Source organism: Kiloniella sp., from assembly GCF_048270245.1.
Classification (GTDB): domain Bacteria; phylum Pseudomonadota; class Alphaproteobacteria; order Kiloniellales; family Kiloniellaceae; genus Kiloniella.
Genome location: NZ_JBLWTH010000009.1, coordinates 123,778 through 145,467 on the forward strand (window position 1 = coordinate 123,778; position 21,690 = coordinate 145,467).

The window sequence follows — 21,690 nt, forward strand, 5'->3', positions numbered from 1 at the left end:
CTTGGCTTAGAGAAAGCCAAGTTCTTTCATAAGGTTGCCGATAATGCCTTCTTGCTCTTCAAGGAAGGTATAGAAAACGTCAGCAGGCTGGAAAACTTCGACCCAGCCATTACGGGAACGAACAGTTTCCCATTCTGGGGTGTCGTACATTTTTTCAAGTGTCGCGTTATAAGCAGCAACTTTTTCTTTGGATGTGCCCGGTGCAGCAAAGAAACCACGCCAGTTTACAAAGGTAGCGTCAATTCCCTGCTCTGTGAGCGTTGGAATTTCTGGAGCATCGTCAATACGATTGGCACCCGTCATGGCAAGAATGCGAACTTGACCACTACGTTCTAGTTCCAATGCCTCGGAAAGGCCTGTTGAAAGCAAGGCTGTTTCACCGGACAGAAGGCCAGCCATTGCCTTACCACCTGCATCATAAGGAATGTATTTAACTGCTTTTGGGTCGCCACCAGCAGCTTTGAAAGCTTGTGCTGCAACCAGATGATCCATGCTGCCACGTGCGGAACCGCCAGCGATTTTCACAGACTTTGGATCTGCTTTGAAGTCTGTCACAACTTCTGAGAAGGATTTGTATTTGGAATCAGCTGGGACAACAAAAGCAGCATAATCACCAACAACCCCGGCCACAGGGACAAGATCACGGAAAGATTGTGGGAAAACTTTTGTTAGGGAGCGGATAACGATCGGTGTCGAATTTACCATCAGGGTATCGCCCTGACGTTCCGCTGTTTCGATAAGGTGTGCAATGGCTTTACCACCGCCACCGCCGGACATGTTTTCAAAAGAAGCTGAACCTAGCAAACCTGATTTTGTCAGGGCTTCTCCAGTACCACGGGCTGTTCCATCCCAGCCACCGCCGGCGCCACCAGGAATTAGGAAGTGAATTTTTTCCATATCAGCAGCAGAAACAGAAGAAAGCGGCATGGCCATGCCAACGGAAACAGCCGCAGCTGCCATAGATAGCACAAGACGGCGGGATAGTTTTGTTGTTTTGCCAAACATGAATTGGCCTCCGAGTATGATTGTTAATTCGATGAACAACAAACCGCCGAGCAAAGTCGGACGAGGGGAGGCATTTATATAGGAAAAATCAGTTCAGAAGTTTATCCGAGCCGTTTATTACACTGTCTCCCCAACCGCTTTTTTTATTTTTTTTGCAGCGGCCTACCATTCAATGTCACTACGCTAATCTATAAAGCTGTCACTACCCTGTCGTTGGGTGAATTATTTTGTTATAAATAATATGTGATTTATATACAGTTACTTATGTCAACTATGTAATGTAATATACTCAGTTCATTCTCCGCGTAGAGACTTGTTCCATTGATTTATTGTTTTACGTCTTTTTACCTGATCAAGATATACCAAAAGTCCGGGGCCAACTTTTATCGGCTGTAAGTTACTGCGAGCTTGAGCGTCCAGAATTTCTTGTGACCCACTACTTTTAACCGCGGGATGCACCGCATTTAATTTGGCGCTGGTGGTTAGCAGTTGCTGCCCACGTTCTGATAGCAAATATTCTAAAAAGAGTTTTCCTGTCTCTTTGGATTTTGCTGCTTTGGGGATCAGTGCAAGGCGGGAAAGAACAGTTGTATAGTCTTCCGGGTATAGAATACCGAGATTTGGGGAGCTTTCTAATCGTGCTAAGGCATAAGACCCTAAAACATTATAGCCGATAACATACTTTCCACTGTTGACGTTATTGATGATAGCCGAAGAGTTTGTCGATAGTTTTACACCGTTTGCCCCAAAGGTTTTAACGAGGTTCCAGATGCCATTGTATCGTTCGGAATCAACACCCATAAACAAAAATCCAACACCACTACGTTCGATATCGTAGGTCGCAATACGCCCAAAAAGATCCGCGTGTCTTTCGGCCAGAAAACCTTGGAGTTCCAGACGTGTTTTCGGCAGCGTATGGTTTTGGAAATACTTTTTACTATAAATTGTAACCGCGGGTTCCGATGTGAACCCAAAGACTTCGTTTCGCCACTGTGACCATGACGGCATATCTTGTGCAGTTGATATTTCTACTGGCTGAGCAAACCCGTCGTTGGCAAGTTTCATCTGAAGGTCCATCGCCGAACTAATGGCGATGTCTGCTGTTACATGGTTCTTTAAGGTTTCATCTTGGATACGTTCGTAGAGTTCAAGAGATTGCAGGTCGTGATAAACAATTGAAATATCAGGAAACAGTTGTTGAAAGTCAGCTATTATACCTTGGAAAATATCAACATCCGTAACGCTGTAAATGGTAATGACATTGTTTTCTTTTCCGGATGTCGCAGGGAAATCAAATGCTTTGGCATAGCTTGTACTTATGAAAAACTGGCCAGCAAGTAATGCGCTTAATAATTGGAAAATAATAAACAGTGATTTGCAAAAAGGTTGCAAACCTAATGTTCTTATTATTGATAGTCTTTTAATGATCCGAGCCCCTGATTATGTGTGTGACCAATTTCTGGTTTCTGATTTTTCTTCTAACCTATGGTTCAAAGCTGTCGGGAACCTGTCATGAGAAAGAAAATAGATTTTCTTTGTTCCCGGGCTTTTCAAAACCCTTGGAACAAAGTTAGTCTTTTGCGCATGAGAATACTAGTCGTAGAAGATAATGCTGCTTTGGCGGATGGAATATCCAGTGCCCTTACGCGTATGGAAATGGCCGTTGATGTCGTTGGTGATGGGATCGAGGCAGACAATATTTTACGTACTCAGGAATTTAATCTGGTCGTCATGGATTTAAACCTTCCGGGGTATGACGGGCTAGAGATTCTAAAACGCTATCGTCAAAACGGTGGTAAAGCTCAAGTTTTAATTCTGACTGCGCGGGATACATTGAATGATCGGGTCAAAGGGCTTGATCTAGGGGCTGACGATTATCTGACGAAACCGTTTGACCTTGTTGAGCTTGAAGCCAGAGTACGTGCACTTCTTAGGCGACAGAGCGGGTTGAAATCACCGGAAATAACAATTGGTGAATTGGTCTTTGATAGCGTTGCCCGACGTGTTTCTCTTATGGACGAGCCTTTGGACCTTCCACGCCGAGAGTTCTGTTTACTGGAACTTTTGATCAGCAGGGCAGGGCATGTTGTTAGTAAAGAGCAAATTGCCGACAGCCTTGCTAATTTTGATCAGGACATAAGTCCAAACGCCGTAGAGCTTTACATAAGCCGCCTAAGAAAGAGGCTGGCAGCAGCCAATATTAACATCAAGACTGTCCGGGGTCTTGGTTACCTTTTGGAAAAATAATGAGCTGGCAGCGCAAATCACTTCGCCGGCGTTTGTTGCTGTGGTTACTTGGGGCTCTTGCCATTATTTCTACCTTAATGCTTTTTGAGGTTAGATCCAGCGCAAGCAAAGCGGCCAATGAAGCTTATGACCGGGTATTGTTAGGATCTGCTTTAGCAATTGCCGAACGTGTTGTTGTCGTGGGCGAAAAATTGGAAGTTGATGTTCCTTATGTGGCGCTAGAGATGCTGACATCGGCTGCACAGGATCGGGTTTTTTATCAGGTCATTGGCCCGGGAAATGACTTTATTACCGGCTACGACGATTTACCGGTCGTTGATGGTGCTGATATACCCAAAAACGATTCTCCTTTGTTTTTTGATGCGGATTATCGCGGTGACGCTATTCGGGTTGGGGTGATTTCCCGTCATATTTCGGGGGGACGACTGTCTGCGCGCTTTACAGTGATGGTGGCCGAGACCGTAGAGGGGCGCAATAATCTAATCAATGAAATGATGACAGCTGCAATTGTGCGCCAACTCGTGTTTATCTTGGTCGCTGGCATCGTCTTGTGGATAGGTATCGGGTGGGGGCTAAAGCCTCTTGTTAGATTGGAAGCTGCACTTAATCGCAGAACGCCCTCTGATCTTCGGCCGATAGAACATGAAGTCCCGCAAGAGGTTCGACATCTGATCGATGCGATTAATGATCTGATGAAAAGATTGGGGGCGTCGATAGAGGCTATGCAGCGCTTTACGGCAAATGCTGCGCATCAGTTGCGAACACCGCTTGCAGCCATACAGACACAGGCCGAATTGGCCAGTGATGCAAAAGACCCTGAAGAAATTTCCAGGCGCTTAGAGCATTTAAATCGAAGCACCAAACAAACATCACGCTTGATTAACCAGTTACTCAGTTTGGCCCGAACGCATCAAGAGAACGAAAATTTTCAGTCTGAAGCCATTGATCTGAAAAGGTTAAGTGAAGAGGTGACAAGAACCTATGTCCCTCTGGCAGTTGCGCAACAAATTGATTTGGGGTTTGAGCAGCTAGACCCCACTTCTTCTGTCTTTGGAAATGAAGAACTAATAAAAGAGGCGCTAAAGAACTTAATTGAAAATGCCTTGAACTATTGTCCTGAACATTCAACGGTTACAGTTCGATTGAAACAAGTATCCAAGGATATTGTTCTAGAAGTGGAAGACAACGGTCCGGGAGTTTCTTTGGATCAGCAGGATAAAGTTTTTGAACGCTTCTATCGGTCTGAAACACGGGATGACGAAGGATGCGGTCTGGGGCTGCCGATTATCAGAGAGATCATGGAGCGCCATGGTGGATCAATTGAATATACTGATGTCGATCCGGGGCCAGGTGCCTGTTTCAAATTAACTTTTCCACAGGTTTAATCGCTTTGTTCTTGAAGTAAATTTTTTATGTGTACTAATTTTGAGATGTGAAGACGGGTATTGTAAATGTGCTTGTTGAACTACACCTAGCTTCTGACATCAATAAAGTTTGCTCCAAGATTTTTGCAAATTCCAATCTGGTTTTCGGGGACGTTAGTGATGAGTAGTTTTTTCTTTTTAAGTCTCAGAGTTTTTATGGCTTGCACAAAAGCTGGCTTTGAATACTTGATCAAAGCTTTCGCTTCGTGAAAGTCTAACATGAGAATAGAAGCGCCAACCATGTCAAAGCTTTGATCTGATGGCATTTCCAGTTGGAACTCTGTCATTCCCATTTTACAAAATGGCCTGATTCTCATCATTAAGTCGCTAAGTTGCGAAAGGTGGAGTTTTGGCGGTATATCTGTAATTGCTATGATCATACGATCCCTAGCCACCTTTGGAAGTTTTTCAAGCAACCCAAGCGCGTTTTCAAACTCTTTTTTGTTGATACAGAGTTGATAGCTTATTTTTAAAACAACACCCGCGGCCATATCTGACAGATTGGAAATCATGTAAGCAATTGTTTGTCCTATATAGCTGCCTTGTACAATAAGACATCGTGGATCATCTGCTTTAATTACTTGATTAATAGAGTTAAGTTTATCCTGTCCGAAACTGTCAAACGTTGCGACAGATATCGGAAGAGGTTTTCCGTCAGTATTTTGTAGTTTCGTAAAGCGAACTTCAGCCCGTTCCAGTATTTCACTGATGAAAATTTCCACACGTTCTTCTGCTGCAGCGGCGGCCTTGTTTATTCTATCTTGAATTAAGTCCCAAGGGTTTTTTGCATTGGCATATTCTTCTTCTTCGACCTCAATTTCATAGACTTGTGAATTAATACTTAGCTCTTCTTGATAATCTTCTTCACCAAGTACTTTGATCCAGATTTCTCTTTTTATTGATTCAATTTTATAGGCCGCTTCATCTTCTGATAATTTGGCAAAACAAATCATCATCTCATGATCATCTCCTATTTTACAAACATCTTCAGGGGATAGATTTTTAGAAACAACATTTTGAACAACAGTTTGAATCTTCGTCATATATTTGTCGGTTTTGCCACTCAGCTTTTCTTTTAATTTATCGAGACCAAGTAATTGAAAGCGTCCAGTTACCAGCTTTCCCGTTTCAGGGAACTTGGGAGGCGAAGATGCTGTTTGCGGTGTTGGTTCCTGAGCGGTGTTCTTTTGTTTAGGGACTTGGGCGGTAGGAGTTGTGTTTTGCGATGGTTCTTCAGCACTTTTCTCTTCAGCAGATAGTGCCTTATAAAGTGCCACCATTTTCTTTTCTTGTTTTTGTTTTATTTTGGAAATTTGCCTTACACGGGTTGCAAGCGTGGCGAACAGTAAATCAAAATCTACAGGTTTTATAACATAGTCATCGACACCGAGTTTCTTTCCTTCCAGAATTTGATCTCTGTCTGACAAAGCACTTAAAAAAACAAAAGGGATATCGGAAAAGGATGCTTCATTTTCCCTGACCTGTCTTAAAAGTTCAAAACCGTCCATTATTGGCATTGAAATATCACTTAAAACCAAATCAAGGTTTTTGTTTTCGGAAATTATTTTGAAACCTTCTTCGCCGTTTTTGGCTGATAAAACAGTGTAGCCTTCGTCTTCAAGTTCTTCTACTAAATCTTCGCGAAGGGCGTCTTCATCTTCTACACATAGTATTGTTGCCATTGTTGTTCCCTAATAAATCAAAACGTAATCAAAGTGCATTCATTATGTCATCAAGTGATGGGTCGTTTTTGGATGTGCTAAGAGGGACGTCAATTATTTCTGCGGTTTTATCCCCCGGTGGATTTACAGGCATTTGAACCTTAAATATTGATCCTTGGTTGATTTGACTTTCTACTGTAACTACTCCTCCTTGCAATTCCAAGAGGGTTTGAACAAGGCAGAGACCAATACCGGTTCCTGAAATTCCGGTTGTATTACTTGAACGATAATAACGTTCAAAAATATTATCCCAATCATCTTGTGATATACCTATTCCAAAATCTTGGATGGTGATGGTGGCTCGATTGTTTTCCATAAAACCATTAACGATGACTTCAGAAGCATCCGGTGAATATTTAACAGCGTTAGATAAGAGATTAGTGAAAACTTGAGTCAGTTTGGAATAGTCTGCAATCATATTTCTTGGAAGCTGTTCTACATTATATGTAATGGTATGCTTGTCGGCGATATCATCGTGACTGATACATAGCTGAGCAATCATACCAGCAAGATCAACAGGGCCAAGTTCGATTTCAACCTCACCAGCTTCAATTCTTGATGCGCTAAGGGTACTGTCAATCAAGGAAAGCATACGCTGAGTAGCTACTTTGATCTTATGGATCCGTTTTCCTAGGTGTTCTTTGTCTAGGTTATCCATCCGGCGTTCTATTCTTTGAACACTGCTGTCAATGATGGCGAGTGGTGTACGAAATTCATGCGACGTCATTGATATAAAATCGCGTTGTAGGGCATTTTGTTTAAGCTCTTTTTGTAATGTGCTTTCTAATTGAAGGGTTTTCTCAATCAGTTTTTCTTCTATTTTTTTTAGGTTGTCCGTATTTTTCTTGAACACTTCCAGAGCATTGGCCATTAAACCAAATTCATCTTTGCGTGATAAAAGATTGCTGCCTGGTTTATGTTTGTTTTGTGTAACTAAAACCATTTCATGGCTGAGCTGGTTTAGAATTTTACCAACTTTCCTATTGATAATAAAAAATAAGAAAATCACAGAGATAATTGTAAAGGCTAAGAAAACATATAGTTGTACTAATAGGCTTTGTTGTTGGTAATTTTCTGCCTGCTCAAGACTCCAAACCATCACAAGAGTACCAAAAATTGTATTTCGTGTGTTTTTAATCGGGGTAATAACGGTCAATGTGTTATCATGGTTTTCAATATATTCGGTTTCAACTTTTTCTTGTGATAAGAGAACAGTAATATCCCAATTGTGATTGTGCTCATCTAACTCTTCATGCGTTACTAATTGATTACCACCATTATCAAAGACATGAATGTTAAAATCTGACGTGGATTTGTTTGCTTTAAGGTTATTAAACGGGCGGCTTATTGCTTCAGGTTTTTTCCATCGTACTCCGCCGACAATCTGAGACGCCAATAATTCCGTTTTGATCACAGCATTATCAATGACGATCTGGTAAATTCTCTTTTTTTCGGCTTGCCAGTTAATAAAGGTAAGTAATGTAAAGCAGAGTGTTGTACCCGCAATGGTTAAAAAACATACTTTACGACTAACATTCCAAAAAGTTTTTGGACGATTAATTTTTTCCTCACTCATTAGGTAAGTTCCTGTTGTTGAAACTGGATTCTTCAACTTCATCTTCGAGAATGAGTTCTAGCAGATCTAAGTCTAAACCAACGGTAAGGCTCCCAATACCCTGATCATTAAGAGGGTCTATAATTGTAATACTGATCTGTAATTGAAATGCTTGTGTTGATTCATCTAAATCTGGCTCACCTATAAATATAGCTTTTGGACCCACTTGGAAGGTTTTTAGCCATTTGTCTTCATCACCTTGCCAATAGTCGGAGGTAATATCGCTGATTGCAACGTTTAGGCCTTTGTTATCTGTTACGATAATTTCGGTAAAAAGACCTTTTTGTTTATCTTTAATTGAACGGAGTTCTTTTGATGCAAATTTATTGAGTAGTTTATTGATAAGTGGATGATCAATGGGGCCGGACCCTAGCTTTTCAGTTTCCAATCGCCATTTCTGATCCAAAGCGATTATTTTTATTTCATGAATGTTGGTGTGTTCTAGATTTTGCTGTTTAATCGCAGTGATAACGCTTTCCAACTTAGAAATAGGTTTAATTTCTTTTTTAATTATTTCATTTATTACTTTTGTTACTGAATTATCCGATTGAGAGGAATGGACTAAGCTAAAGGCTTGAGTTGTTTTACCATCTGTATGTGCTTCGGCTGAAATAGCGGTAGCCAAAATCAGTGAAAATAATTTGGTGTAAAACTTCATAGCCTTTATTCCTGATTAATCACGTTCAAGAGTAGCTCTAAAGTGTTTACAAAACCTAAAGTGGTGTTTTGTGTTGCGAGAAGACAAGTTAACGGGAAGAAAATTCTTCCCGTTAACTTCTGATTCCTATTCTTTCTCGAACCAAGTCAATGCAACTTAACCGATTACAGCTCCGTCATCTTTGGTGACTGCAATGATTGCAGATCGTGGTGCTGTTCCTGCGCCACCGGGGAAGGTACTGTCGCCTTTTTCGCCAGGGTGCTGGATGCCAACAAAGACTGTTTTGCGGTCTTCGCTCCAGGTAATGCCTGTCACTTCACATTCTTTCGGGCCAACAAGGAAACGCTGGATTTCACCAGTTTCAGTATCTCCGATCAGCATCTGGTTATTTCCCATACCGGCAAAATCATCCTTGTTGGAATATTTGCCATCGGTCTGTATCCAGAGCTTGCCATTGTTATCGAATGAGATACCATCCGGCGCATTGAACATATTGTGTGCGTCAATATTCTTTGAACCTGCGTAGGCATCGTTATGAACGGTGGGATTGCCAGCCATCACAAAAAGATCCCAGATGAAAGTATCGGCAGTGTGGTTTTCTTGCTCAGGTCTCCAGCGAACGATTTGACCATAGAGATTTGCCGCGCGTGGGTTTGGACCAGTTACAGGTGTTTCGTCGCCACCAGCATTTGGTTTTTTGCCGCGATTTTTGTTGTTTGTCAGAGCACAGTAAATCTCTGCTTTTTTCGGGTGTGAGGCGACCCATTCTGGGCGATCCATCGTCGTTGCGCCAACCTTGGATGCGGCAATACGGGCGTGAATACAAACTTCAGCTTGGGATTTCATACCTGTTGTATCAGGAGAAAGTTCCAGCCATTCACCACTTTGGTCGTCATTGAATTTGGCAACGTAAAGCTTGCCGTCGTCAAGAAGGTTTGTATTGTTGCCGCCTTCAACGAGCTTTCCTTTGGATACAAAGCGATAGATGAATTCACCGCGCTCGTCATCGCCCATGTAAACCACAACATGACCGTCTTTGTTGACGACAACTTCTGCATTTTCGTGTTTGAAACGACCGAGCGCAGTGCGTTTTTTGGGTGTTGATGTTGGATCACTTGGATCAATCTCGACAACATACCCGGCTCTGTTTGGTTCATTCGGATTTTTACTGATGTCAAAGCGCTCATCTTCGATGGCCCAGGCATAGCCCCAGTCTTCGTTCTTGACGCCATAGCGTTTCAGTTCGTCACTTGCCGTGTAGTTTTCATCACTGCTGGAAAAATAGCCGTTGAAGTTTTCTTCACAAGCGAGATAAGTACCCCAAGGTGTACGACCATTCCCACAGTTATTCCATGTGCCGAGTGATCGTGTACCAGATGGATCGGCAGATGTTTTCAACAGGTCATGGCCACGTGCAGGACCGGAAATTTCCATAGGTGAATCAGCTGTAATACGGCGGTTATATTTGGAATCTTTTACAATATTCCATTTCTGGCCGTCTTGTTTGACCTCGACTACTGTAACACCGTGAGCGGCTTTTCCTTTACGAATGTCATCCGCTGTTTCCGGTAACTTGCTCTCACGATTGTCGTATATGATGCTACGGTTTGTGTATTCGTTGTTAGAGATCAGCAGGTGATGCCCATCAATGGTGAACAAGGACATACCATCATTGTTATCCCCAATGGCAAGTTCCTGGCTTTTTCCGGTACCGCGCGTTTCATGATCAAAGGGAGCAGACTTGGACCATAACTCGTCCCCCCATTGGGTCACAACTTGCCATGAATATCCTTTTGGAACTGTCACCGTATCCAAAGTGTTTGCAGGAATAGGTTCAAAGTCAAAATTGTTTGCAGCTTTGGCACTAAACGGCGTTAAAGCTGTTGATCCCAAAACAAGTGCAGATGCCCCGATGGCCAAGCCACCACTTAGGAAATTACGGCGGGACAAAGCTTTTTCTACAACCTGTTCAAATCCAGTTACTTCTGGGCCGGGATTTATAATTTCATCAAATTCATCAAAAGAAAGGTCTTCGTTTCTGGTTTTAGTCATCTTGCACTCCTGAGCGCACGACCGCCTTGGTGGGAGTCGGCTTTATCGTTTTTGAATGCTTAACGGTTACTTACTTGCCATTGCACAAATATGACACTTCTTGGAACCTTTAAAAACAAAGTCAGCTTTGTCTTGTTTAGATCGATAGCGGATCAGTAAAGGGCTATATTTCCAGCAGTGTTTTGATAATCAAATCAAGATATGGGTTACTTTTTGCCGATTGTGCTGTCGTGATAACCAAAGTCCGATCCAGTGTGAGTGGTTTGTCGAAAGGAGCGACCAGGCTTCCATCTTTTAGGTGGTTTTCAACCAATGCCTTGTGGCCCATCATAATACCAGCACCATTACGGGCTTCTTCTATGGCAAGTCCATAGAGAGAATAAACAGGTCCATCGGTGTTTAAGGGGGTATCAGGCAAAGCATGGCTAATCCATTTTGACCAGTCTTCTGCCCAGGATGCGTCGTGGAGGCAAAGGGCTTTGTTCAGGTCTTCATGTTTATATAGCCGACTGGCAACCTGCGGTGAGCAGACGGGGAAGATGATATCCTTGCAGACTTCGTAGGTTGTGGAAAAAACATCCTTATTCTTGGAGAGGTTATCCCGATAAAAAATGCTAATATCGAAAGGTTCACGTTGAAGGTTTGGGTCTTTTTCCAAAGCTGTGACAGAGATTGTTAGTTCTGGTGCGGCCTGCCTGACAGAAGGCAATTTGGGGGAGAGCCAGAGTTGGGCAATACTGGGAAGGGCGGCAATACGAATATGTTTGGGTGTGGCTTGCGATCGAAGTGTTTGCACCGCAAGACCAAGTTGATCAAAAGCAGAACTAAACTCGGAAAGGACGTTTTGGCCCAATTCGGTTAACTCAACGCCTTGTGATCGCCGAATGAAAAGGTCTGCGCCGACCCATGCTTCTAGTGATTTAACGTGTTGTGCCACGGCACCTGGTGTTACGCAAAGTTCATCTGCTGCGGTCGAAAAGCCACCAAGTCGTGCCGCTGCTTCAAAGGCGCGGAGAGAATTTAATGGCGGGATTTGCGGGCGAGGAGGGACAATAGTCATGATATATCAGACTCAGTTTTTCTAGGCCTAAGATATAGCAAAACTGATTTGCGATGTCTATGGAATTAGCGCGATCATAGAGGTGTCTTCAAGAGACATTAACTTAAATGCGTCAGCTCAGATCAAGCCGACTTGTATATAGTAGTTAGCCTATCGATTTGGGCCGGCGCATACTTCTATAGGGATATTGCAGATGTCAGTGTTTTTTGACGCCCCAGTTACAGCAACTGATCCATTAATTGGTGAGGCTTTGCAGAATGAAAAAGCCCGGCAACAAGACCAGATTGAATTAATCGCATCTGAGAATATTGTCAGTCGTGCCGTTCTTGATGCCTTGGGGCATGAGATGACGAATAAAACGCTCGAAGGTTATCCGGGTGCACGGTTTCATGGCGGCGGACGTTATGTGGATGTTGTTGAACAGGCAGCGATTGATCGGGCCAAAGAGCTATTTAGCTGCGCTTATGCAAATGTTCAGCCTCATTCTGGAAGTCAGGCTAATCTGGCTGTCTTCTTTATACTTCTCGAGCCCGGTGACAGGGTTTTGAGTTTGGATCTCGCCGCTGGTGGTCATTTAAGTCATGGTTTGGGGGCTAATCTATCGGGGCGATGGTTCGAAGCACATCACTATGGCGTTGAGCGGGAAACTGGGCAGATTGACTATGAAAAACTGGAAGCTCTGGCATTGGAAATTCGTCCCCAACTGTTGATTACGGGGGGATCAGCCTACCCGAGAGAAATCGATTTTGAACGTATGGCGGCGATTGCCAAAAAGGTAGATGCGTTTTTTCATGTTGATATGGCGCACTTTGCTGGTTTGGTTGCAGGTGGTGTTCACCCTAGTCCGTTACCCCATGCCGATCTTGTGACCTGTACAACCACCAAAACACTGCGTGGTCCGCGTGGGGGGATCATCCTTTCCAAGTCTGTTGACTATGAAAAGAAACTACAGGCTGCTGTTTTCCCTGGCGTGCAGGGATCAATTCATACACAGGTTCTGGCAGCAAAGGCAGTCTGCCTTGGCGAAGCCCTACAACCAGAGTTTAAGTCTTATACAAAACAGATAAAAAACAATGCCCATACACTGGCCGAGACGCTTTTAGGAAATGGAATTAATCTGGTATCTGGCGGAACGGATACGCACATTGTTCTTCTGGATCTCAGTGCCCAGAAAAAGACAGGCCAAGCGATTGAAATGCTTTTAGAGCGCGCAGATATTACATCGAACAAAAATCCGATCCCGTTTGATAGTAAGCGTCCTGCTGATTGGGTTGGTTTGCGCCTTGGGGTGAGTGCTGCGACAACGCGGGGCTTCAAGGAAACTGAATTCGTCGAACTTGGCCAGATGATTAGCGAAATGATTTCGACTGCTGGTGCTGAGCAAGAGGGCGCGGTTATTCAAAAATCTAAAAAACAAGTAGCAAGTATTTGTTCTCGCTTTCCAATTTATTCTTGAGGAAATGTTGATATAGAATTTAAAGTGCAGAATTTAAATCCGTGAGGCCGGATTTTGTGGGAAGTAAAAGAAACTTCCCATAAGCAGATAGATTCCCGAAATTGAAAGGGACGTCTCTTAAGAATATACACAGTTTAAGGTTATAGCAGGCGGATGATTTTCGCCTGCTAAACTGTAGAAATGTCATTGTTTAACCAAGAAAGTTAACCTGAAATCAGTACCTCTCTAGCCATTGCTCAGATTGTTTTCTTGCTTTTGAAATTTCTGAATCAGACAACTTTGACGCTGCTAAATTCAGAGCTTCTTCAACAGATTTTTTTCCAGATACTTTTGCGGTAAGAAGCCACATATAAGCAGATAGATAATCTTGCTCTATACCGTATCCATTAAATAACATGGTACCCAGATTATATTGTGCAATTGGATGACCTTGATTTGCTGCCAAATTGTACCACTTGATGGCTTCCTTGTAGCTTTGATCGACACCAAGCCCGTTATAATACATATATCCTAGATTAAATTGAGCTGCGTTATGATTTTTATCCGCTGCCAACTGATAAAACGTCAAGGCATTCGAATAACTTTGATCGACACCATACCCATTAGAAAACATGGTTCCCAAGTTGAAAATGGCATCTAATTGATCTTGATATGAAGCTCTTTTGTACCAATAGATGGCTTTTTGATAATCTTGCTGAACATGGGTTCCGGAATGGTACAGAGAACCTAAATTATATTGCGCATCTTTATGTCCATGCTCTGCTGCTTCTCTAAAATATGTAATAGCGTTGGGTATGCTTTTATCAACGCTAAGACCTTTGTAGTGCATTTGCCCCAAATTATATTGTGCATTCGCATTACCTTGTTCGGCTGCTTTTTTGTACCAAGAGAAGGCTTCAGAAGTGTTCTTTTCTATGCCAAACCCGTTAGATAGCATCATAGCTAACTGGTACTGTGATGCTGCATGTCCTTGTTCAGCTAACCTTGTAAATGTTCCTAATGCTGTTTGATAGTCCGCTCGGTCATATGCAGCCAAGGCATTCTCAAAATCACTAGATTTTGCAATATTGGACCACAAAATCAGACAAATGATTAGGGGGATGATTTTCAACATTTATTGGTTACTCATAAGTAGATATATTCTCCAACATAAACTATCTTGGCGCGAAAATGTAATCAATACAATGCCAACTGAATTCACATTTATTTCACGGCGTTCGGGAAATGCCGGATTTTACCCGCCGGATGGGGATGGATGATTCGATGGACGCCACCCCGTTGATTTTGACCAATCGCTCAATCATCAGGGCTTCGAATTCTTTCAGACCAGTGATGGCAATGCGTAACAAGTAATCTCTGTGTCCGGTCATTAACCAGCAGTCGACGACCTCTGGAAATTTCAACATTTCTGTTTCGAAGTTTTCGATGGCGGCATCTATTTGTTTGTCCAGCTTTACCGAGACAAAAACGGACATTTCATAACCCAGGGCAACTTCGTCGATCAAGGCGACATAACCTGTAATAATACCGGTGTTCTCAAGATGCTTAAGTCGTCTGATAACCGGGGTTACGCTTAGGCCAACCCGCTGGCTGAGTTCTGCTGCGGTGATCCGCCCATCATTTCGCAGTTCGCGTAAGATTCGAATATCTATTTCGTCTAAATTAGGTGAAGCCACTAAAAAATCCTTAAAAATATTAAATTCACCTAACATCTAAATCAAATTACCCGTAAATAGCAAGATATCGCTTTTTATTAGGTGGTATCGTCTAATATTGAATAATAGTTACCCCTAATAACTTTACTACCAGTAACATTTAGGTGCGTATTTTATTGTTCCCTGAGATATGGGTTTTGGGAGTTTTGAGAGTTGGGAGGAGAACGCCGTGTCTAAACAAGCGAGCCAAATGAAAATCAATCATCTGAAAACAATCGAGCAAAGACTGCTGTGGCTTTCGCATTGGATGATCCACAATGCCAATCATCTACGCGCCAAGGAAGATGGAATCAAGGTCGGCGGGCATCAGGCCTCTTCAGCTTCTATGGTGTCGATTATGACGGCGCTTTATTTCTCTGCTCTAAAACCCGAAGACCGGGTTGCTGTGAAACCTCATGCGTCACCAATTTTCCATGCCATGCAGTATCTCATGGGTAATCAAACTTTGGAAAAGATGCAAAATTTCAGGGGTTACAAAGGGGTACAGTCTTACCCTTCACGAACAAAAGATATCGATGATGTTGATTTCTCTACGGGCTCTGTTGGCTTGGGTGTTGCGATAACATCTTTTGCGTCTCTGGTTCAGGATTACATTCAGGCAAAGTCATGGGGCCAAGACCTCTCGCTTGGGCGCATGGTTGCGCTTGTTGGGGATGCTGAACTGGATGAAGGTAATATATACGAAACCCTGCAAGAAGGGTGGAAAAACGATCTGCGTAATACTTGGTGGATTATTGACTATAACCGCCAGTCACTTGACGGTATCGTACGCGAAGGATTGTTTCAACGCATAGAGCAAATTTTTGACGCCTTTGGATGGGATGTTGTCCGGGTAAAGTACGGTTATCTGCAACGTTCTGCCTTTGAAGAACCGGGCGGCGAGAAGCTCAAAGACTGGATCGATAACTGCCCGAACCAGCTTTATTCAGCCCTGACTTACATGGGGGGCAAAGTTTGGCGCGAACGCCTGATGGATGCTTTGGGCGACCAAGGGGATGTTACGGCCCTGATCAACAAACGCAGTGATGACGAACTGGCTGAATTGATGGAAAATCTGGGCGGCAACTGCGTTCAGACCATGGCGGAAACTTTTGATGCTATTGATCATGACAGACCCGTTTGCTTCCTGGCCTACACGATCAAGGGGTGGGGCACACCGATAGCCGGGCACAAAGACAATCACGGTGGATTGATGAACAAACCGCAAATGGGAGAGTGGCAAGCGCATATGGGCGTGCCGGAAGGACAGGAGTGGGAGAAGTTCGCCGCTGTTGCAGATGTTAGAGGACTACAGGAGTTTCTGGATAAAACGCCTTTCTTTGCTAAGGGGATGCGTCGCTATTCCGATGCGCCTGTCGAGGTGCCAAAAATTGAGTTGGCAAGTGACCGCGAGATATCGACCCAGATGGGTTTTGGTAAAATTTTGGATGATTTGTCTAAGGGAAGTTCAGAACTTGCACAGCGTATTGTAACCACATCACCGGATGTGACGGGAACAACAAACCTTGGCCCCTGGGTTAATCGTCGTAAGCTCTTTGCTCGCAGTGAACAGAGCGATACCTTTATTAACGAAAAAATTCCGTCCACCGCAAAATGGGAATTCACACCCGAAGGTCAGCATATTGAACTTGGTATTGCAGAAATGAACCTTTTTCTGCTTCTGGGGGCTGCGGGCCTGTCGCACTCGCTTTATGGGAAGCGCCTGTTACCAATCGGCACCGTTTATGACCCCTTCGTTGCCAGAGGTTTGGATGCGCTGAACTATGCTTGTTATCAGGATGCACGTTTCATGATTGTTGGTACGCCATCTGGTATCACACTGGCTCCGGAAGGGGGCGCGCACCAGTCCATCGGATCTCCTTTGATTGGTATGTCTCAGGATGGTTTGGCGGCCTTTGAACCTGCTTTTGTGGATGAGTTGGCAATCATCATGCAATGGGCTTTTGACTATATGCAGCGTGATGGCGAAGGTGAGCCGGACGAGCGAACCTGGCTTCGGGATGAAACGGGTGGATCCGTTTATCTTCGCTTGACGACAAATCCACTGGAACAGCCAGGCCAAAGGTCAAACGCGGATTTTGAACAGGGCGTTATTGATGGTGCCTATTGGATGCGCAAACCGGGACCAAACTGTGAACTGGTCATTGTGTATCAGGGGGCCGTTGCCAATGAAGCCATTGATGCCGCAGGTAAACTGTCGCAACATAATCGAGATGTTGGTGTTCTTGCCGTCACCTCAGCGGATCGGTTGAATGCGGGCTGGACCGCGGCCCAACGGGATCGCAGTCGCGGCAACCGTCAGGCCACCAGCCATGTTGAACAGCTCTTTTCCCGTTTGCCAAAGCACTGTGTCGTGCTGACGGTGATTGATGGTCATCCGGCAACCCTGTCATGGCTCGGCGCTGTTGGCGGACATCGCACAATTCCTCTGGGTGTTGAGCACTTTGGTCAAACAGGCACCATTGGCGATTTGTATCGTCATTTTGGTCTGGATTCAGAATCAATTGCCAGATCGGCAAATAACGCACTGCAAACACCCTATGAAATTGCGTCATAAAGTATGCAGTTTGTATGCTGATGGCTTTTATAATAGGCCATTTTTATTCATATAAAACAGGCCAGAGCAGTTAACATGCTCTGGCCTGTTTGAGTTTCAAGTTATTGATATTAGATGAAATCTATACCAAATCGGGCATACCTTCGCTGAAGGGAAGTTTGGTTACCATCTTGCCTTTTGCGGCAAAAATTGCGTTTGCGACGGCGGGACCAATTGGCGGGACACCGGGTTCGCCAACACCAGTTGGTGCAGCTTCGCTTGGAACGATGTAAACATCGACTTCCGGCATGTCTTCAAGGCGAAGGGGCTCGTAATCATGGAAGTTGGATTGATCAACGATACCTTCATCTAGTGTGACAGCATTACGAAGAACGGCACCTAAACCAAAGCCGATCCCGCCTTCCATCTGTGCTTTAACAACGTCAGGATTGACCACTATCCCGCAATCTACAGCACACCAAACCTTTTCAACTTTTAAAATACCGTCTTCATCAAAGCTGATTTCGGCGATTTGTGCGACCACAGAACTGAAGCTTTCGTGAACTGCAACGCCGCGATATCGTCCCTCGGTAATTGGTGAGCCCCAGTTTGCTTTTTCAGCTACCAGATTAAGTGTGGCGAGGTGGCGAGGGTGGTCCTTCAGCATTGAACGGCGGAAGTCAATGGGATCTTTTCCTGCTTTACTTGCCAGTTGATCAATAAAGGTTTCCGTTGAATAGGCCGTGTGTGTAGAGCCGACGGAACGCCACCAGAGAACAGGCACTTTTACATCCGTTGTGGTTAGATCCACAGACACATTCGGTATGGCATAGGGCAGGTTAGCGGCACCTTCGACAGATGTAGCATCTACACCATCTTTTACCAGAAAAGCTTCGAATGCGGTTCCTGCGACAATTGACTGTCCGACGATTGAATGCTGCCATCCCGTGATATTCCCTTGATCATCAAGTCCGGCTTTGAGTTTGTGGTGATACGCTGGACGGTACCTGCCGCCCTGAATGTCGTCTTCCCGGGTCCACACCAATTTAACAGGCACGTTACCTTTGGTAGCTTTGACGATCATTGCTGCTTCTGAAACCATATCGGAATCTGATGTCGCGCGGCGTCCAAAGCTACCACCAGCAAGTTGGGTATGAATTTTGACCTGTTCGGGCTTTAGTCCAAGGATTGTCGCAACGGTATGCTGATCACCCGTTGGGATTTGTGATCCTGTCCATACCTCGGCACCTTGTTCGGTTTGCTCAATCACACAATCCAATGTTTCCATTGGCGCGTGAGCGAGATACGGAAAGTCATAACTGACTTCAAGTGTGTGTTTTGCCTCTGCAATAGCAGTTGTTGCATCCCCGTCATTACGAGCAGGTAAGCCTGGTGTTTTTGCTAACTCACGGTACTCAGCCATGATCTGTTCTGAACCCCGCATTTCTGCTTGGCTGTCATTCCAATCAACTGTGATTGCGTCACGCGCTTTTATAGCTGCCCATGTATTTTTAGCCATGACGGCAACACCGCGGGGTGTTGTAACAGAACCCACATAACCTTTGATGTCTTTGGCGTCCGTATCATCAAAAGACTTAACCAGTCCGCCAAATCGTGGTGGACGTTTTACAACTGCGACAACCATGCCGGGGCGACTTATATCTAGTGTGTAGATGGCCGTTCCATTAGTTTTGGGGGCAATATCTTTACGATTGACGTTACGCCCGATAAGTTTGAATTGATCAGGTGTTTTTAACTGAACTTTTTCAGGAACTTGTTGCAGAGCTGCTTTTTCTGAAAGTGCGCCAAAGGTTTGTTCTTGGGATGATTTGTCGTGCTTGACAATACCATCGGAAACAGTGATTTCTGATACAGGAACATTCCATTCTGCACTCGCGGCCTGTACCAACAAAGCACGGGCTTTCCCGCCTGCTTCACGAAGCTGCGTCCATGAGTTCGCAATGGCAGTTGATCCACCAGTTCCCTGATAGGGCCCCCAAAAGAGATTGTTATATTTACTTGCATCCGCTGGGGCAGATTCAATGCGGATTTGATCCCAACTTGCGTCAAGTTCATCGGCAAGGATTGTGGCTAACCCAGTGTAGCTACCTTGTCCAAATTCAATGTGTTTTGCGATAACAGTGACCAGATTATCTGTACCAATGCGAACAAATGCGTTTGGAGAAAATTGTTGACCGGGTATGGCTGCAACAACACCTTTGCCTGTAATGTGGAAGCCAATAAGCAACCCGGTGGTTACGCCAGCACCTTTAAGGAACGTGCGGCGGCTGGAAGCTAGTGTTTTTGTTGTTGTCATGTTCTTAAGCCTCCATCAGATCAGAAGCGTGGTGAATTGCTTTTCTGATACGTACATAGGTGGCACAGCGACAGACATTACCGTTCATGGCTTCATCAATCTCTGCGTCGCTTGGTTTTGGGTTCTGCGCGAGCAAGGAAGTCGCTGACATAATTTGACCTGATTGACAATATCCGCATTGAGGAACTTCTATTTCCTCCCAAGCCGTTTGAATGGCTTTGGCTGCTTTTCCGTTAATACCTTCAATCGTGGTAATATTGAGGTCGGTAGCATCACTCACGAGTGTTTGGCATGATCTTACAGGTTCGCCATCAAGATGGACCGTACATGCACCGCAAAGTCCTGCGCCGCAGCCAAATTTTGTTCCTGTAAGTCCGATTTCGTCACGGATCACCCACAATAAAGGGGTGTCGGGATCGGCGTCTACCGATCTTTTCTCATTGTTTAATGTGAAAGTAATCATGGTTAAGTTCCTGACATGTTCTATGTTTATGGCCTTATTCTTACGTATGGCTATGACATGAAAATAGAAACGATCAGGGGATTATAACAGATCCGTTCTTGGGATAGTTTATAAAGATCTTGGGGTGTTTGGGGGTTAGACCTTAACGCCTCTATATTTTGCGGGGGTAATACCTGTTAATCGCCGGAATGTTTGAGTGAAATTACTCTGGCTGTTGTATCCGACTTGATATGCAATTTCTGCTGTCGAATCTCTTGATGTCATCAAAAGGGATTTAGCTTTTTCAATTCTTCTTTCTGCAAGAAAGCGATGTGGCGGCAGTGCTGTAAAATCTTTAAACATTTTTGCAAAGTGATAGCGGCTCATTGTTGCAACATTGGCAAGTTCATCAAGTGTCATCTGCTTGTCTAGATTATCTTCGATATATTCAATGACACGACTCAGACGGGGATCGCGATGTTGGGTTGTTGTATCTTCGATACGAGCATAAGCGCGATAAAGGTGAGAGGCCAAAGCGAGTGTCATGGTATCTCGATAAAGGGCAGAATAAGCATCATCCTCTTGACTGCAATCATACAGATTCAAAATCAGCTGAAGAATTGTTGGGTCTTCTAGGCAACATAAAGGAAGATCAGGAATTGATTGACCTTCTGGCTGTACATCGCGCAATGTTTGCAGGGGGAGAATAAGACGCAAGCTTCGCGAAGATGTCTCGTAGCCACAATGAATACTAATGCCCGAGGGCACCATCCATCCTGTTCCTGTATTATATTGTGCAAGATTGCCTGATCGATATCTTTTACTAACAGGTGCAAGTGCATAATTCAGGGTTAATTCACTGGTAGAGAGAACACAGTCGCCAGGTTCAATATCGGTAATTTCAATTGTGCCCGTTCGCCATGAGTTTGATAACGAACTCAGCGTTTCCAGCTTTTCAACTAATCCTGTGTTTAACATCAATCTACTCCCATACCACCCATTTAAATAGGTATGGGAAAACAAAATCACAACTTGCAATCGATGAATTATTTTTGCTTTTCAATGTTTTCATAATAAGAGAATAGTATGATCATATATGTAGTGAATAAATCACGCTCTAAATTTTGGTAAGTTCTTGGAATAAAAACAGCAATGACAACTAAACAAGTGAAACTTTTAATTTCCGGGCGTGTTCAGGGTGTTTGGTACCGTCGGTGGACGGTTGATACAGCTCAAAAACTGGGACTTATCGGTTGGGTTCGAAATTTGTCAAGCGGACAGGTTGAAGCTGTTGTCAAAGGAGAGGTGGATAAGATAGATGTTTTGGTCAAGTTATGTCATGAAGGGCCTGAGCACGCCAACGTGACCTCTGTCGAGGAAACTGTTGATACATCTGTCTTGGGCAATGAAATGGAGTTTGTTCAAATCAGGTAGTGGTGCTT

General features: G+C 44.1%; 17 protein-coding genes. 5 read left to right on the forward strand and 12 right to left on the reverse strand.

The features are described 5' to 3' along the window. Positions 1-6: 6 nt before the first annotated feature. Both ACN0W5_RS17300 and ACN0W5_RS17305 read right to left on the reverse strand, forming a co-directional pair. Positions 7-1,005: a tripartite tricarboxylate transporter substrate binding protein gene (locus ACN0W5_RS17300; protein ID WP_417455330.1), complete on the reverse strand. Its 999-nt coding sequence runs from the start codon at positions 1,003-1,005 to the stop codon at positions 7-9. Positions 1,006-1,299: 294 nt separating this feature from the next. Then, a complete protein-coding gene (locus ACN0W5_RS17305) occupies positions 1,300-2,397 on the reverse strand; it encodes an ABC transporter substrate-binding protein (protein WP_417455331.1) in 1,098 nt (365 codons plus the stop codon). Positions 2,398-2,517: 120 nt separating this feature from the next. On the opposite strand from ACN0W5_RS17305, the gene ACN0W5_RS17310 reads away from it, so the two are divergent. Then, positions 2,518-3,252, forward strand: coding sequence for a response regulator (locus ACN0W5_RS17310; protein WP_417455332.1), 735 nt, complete (start codon positions 2,518-2,520; stop codon positions 3,250-3,252). Beyond that, positions 3,252-4,637, forward strand: coding sequence for a sensor histidine kinase (locus ACN0W5_RS17315; protein ID WP_417455333.1), 1,386 nt, complete (start codon positions 3,252-3,254; stop codon positions 4,635-4,637). The genes ACN0W5_RS17310 and ACN0W5_RS17315 overlap by 1 nt, the downstream gene beginning before the upstream one ends. Before the next feature lie 86 nt (positions 4,638-4,723). Here the strand turns inward: ACN0W5_RS17315 and ACN0W5_RS17320 are convergent, their stop codons facing one another. The 5 genes from ACN0W5_RS17320 to ACN0W5_RS17340 form a co-directional block, all read right to left on the reverse strand. Further along, positions 4,724-6,358 carry a response regulator gene (locus ACN0W5_RS17320; RefSeq protein WP_417455334.1) on the reverse strand — a complete coding sequence of 545 codons (1,635 nt, stop codon included), beginning with the start codon at positions 6,356-6,358 and terminating at the stop codon, positions 4,724-4,726. Between the two features lie 28 nt (positions 6,359-6,386). Continuing rightward, positions 6,387-7,973 (reverse strand): sensor histidine kinase, encoded by a 1,587-nt coding sequence (locus tag ACN0W5_RS17325; RefSeq protein WP_417455335.1) that lies wholly within the window; start codon positions 7,971-7,973, stop codon positions 6,387-6,389. After that, the gene (locus ACN0W5_RS17330) at positions 7,966-8,670 is read right to left on the reverse strand and encodes a hypothetical protein (RefSeq protein WP_417455336.1); all 705 of its coding nucleotides are present in this window, start codon (positions 8,668-8,670) and stop codon (positions 7,966-7,968) included. Before ACN0W5_RS17330 ends, ACN0W5_RS17325 begins: the two co-directional genes overlap by 8 nt. 156 nt (positions 8,671-8,826) lie before the next feature. Beyond that, positions 8,827-10,722 carry a PhoX family protein gene (locus ACN0W5_RS17335; RefSeq protein WP_417455337.1) on the reverse strand — a complete coding sequence of 632 codons (1,896 nt, stop codon included), beginning with the start codon at positions 10,720-10,722 and terminating at the stop codon, positions 8,827-8,829. Between the two features lie 163 nt (positions 10,723-10,885). Further along, positions 10,886-11,782, reverse strand: a complete 897-nt coding sequence (locus ACN0W5_RS17340) for a LysR family transcriptional regulator (RefSeq protein ID WP_417455338.1) — start codon at positions 11,780-11,782, stop codon at positions 10,886-10,888. Positions 11,783-11,975: 193 nt separating this feature from the next. Here ACN0W5_RS17340 and glyA point away from each other — a divergent pair, with 193 nt between their 5' ends. Beyond that, on the forward strand, positions 11,976-13,238 hold the full coding sequence (gene glyA / locus ACN0W5_RS17345; RefSeq protein ID WP_417455339.1) for a serine hydroxymethyltransferase: 1,263 nt from the start codon (positions 11,976-11,978) through the stop codon (positions 13,236-13,238). 214 nt (positions 13,239-13,452) lie between these two features. Here the strand turns inward: glyA and ACN0W5_RS17350 are convergent, their stop codons facing one another. Beyond that, positions 13,453-14,352: an SEL1-like repeat protein gene (locus tag ACN0W5_RS17350; RefSeq protein WP_417455340.1), complete on the reverse strand. Its 900-nt coding sequence runs from the start codon at positions 14,350-14,352 to the stop codon at positions 13,453-13,455. Between the two features lie 94 nt (positions 14,353-14,446). Continuing rightward, positions 14,447-14,914 carry an Lrp/AsnC family transcriptional regulator gene (locus ACN0W5_RS17355; protein ID WP_417455341.1) on the reverse strand — a complete coding sequence of 156 codons (468 nt, stop codon included), beginning with the start codon at positions 14,912-14,914 and terminating at the stop codon, positions 14,447-14,449. 208 nt (positions 14,915-15,122) lie between these two features. Between ACN0W5_RS17355 and ACN0W5_RS17360 the strand changes: the two genes are divergently transcribed. Next, the gene (locus ACN0W5_RS17360) at positions 15,123-17,510 is read left to right on the forward strand and encodes a transketolase-like TK C-terminal-containing protein (protein ID WP_417455342.1); all 2,388 of its coding nucleotides are present in this window, start codon (positions 15,123-15,125) and stop codon (positions 17,508-17,510) included. Positions 17,511-17,631: 121 nt separating this feature from the next. Here the strand turns inward: ACN0W5_RS17360 and ACN0W5_RS17365 are convergent, their stop codons facing one another. From ACN0W5_RS17365 to ACN0W5_RS17375, 3 genes are all read right to left on the reverse strand, one after another. After that, positions 17,632-19,806: a molybdopterin cofactor-binding domain-containing protein gene (locus ACN0W5_RS17365; protein ID WP_417455343.1), complete on the reverse strand. Its 2,175-nt coding sequence runs from the start codon at positions 19,804-19,806 to the stop codon at positions 17,632-17,634. A 4-nt stretch (positions 19,807-19,810) separates the two neighbouring features. Beyond that, the gene (locus ACN0W5_RS17370) at positions 19,811-20,269 is read right to left on the reverse strand and encodes a (2Fe-2S)-binding protein (RefSeq protein ID WP_417455344.1); all 459 of its coding nucleotides are present in this window, start codon (positions 20,267-20,269) and stop codon (positions 19,811-19,813) included. A gap of 135 nt (positions 20,270-20,404) precedes the next feature. Next, a complete protein-coding gene (locus ACN0W5_RS17375; protein WP_417455345.1) occupies positions 20,405-21,226 on the reverse strand; it encodes a helix-turn-helix domain-containing protein in 822 nt (273 codons plus the stop codon). Positions 21,227-21,400: 174 nt separating this feature from the next. Between ACN0W5_RS17375 and ACN0W5_RS17380 the strand changes: the two genes are divergently transcribed. Beyond that, a complete protein-coding gene (locus ACN0W5_RS17380) occupies positions 21,401-21,682 on the forward strand; it encodes an acylphosphatase (RefSeq protein ID WP_417455346.1) in 282 nt (93 codons plus the stop codon). Positions 21,683-21,690: the final 8 nt, after the last annotated feature.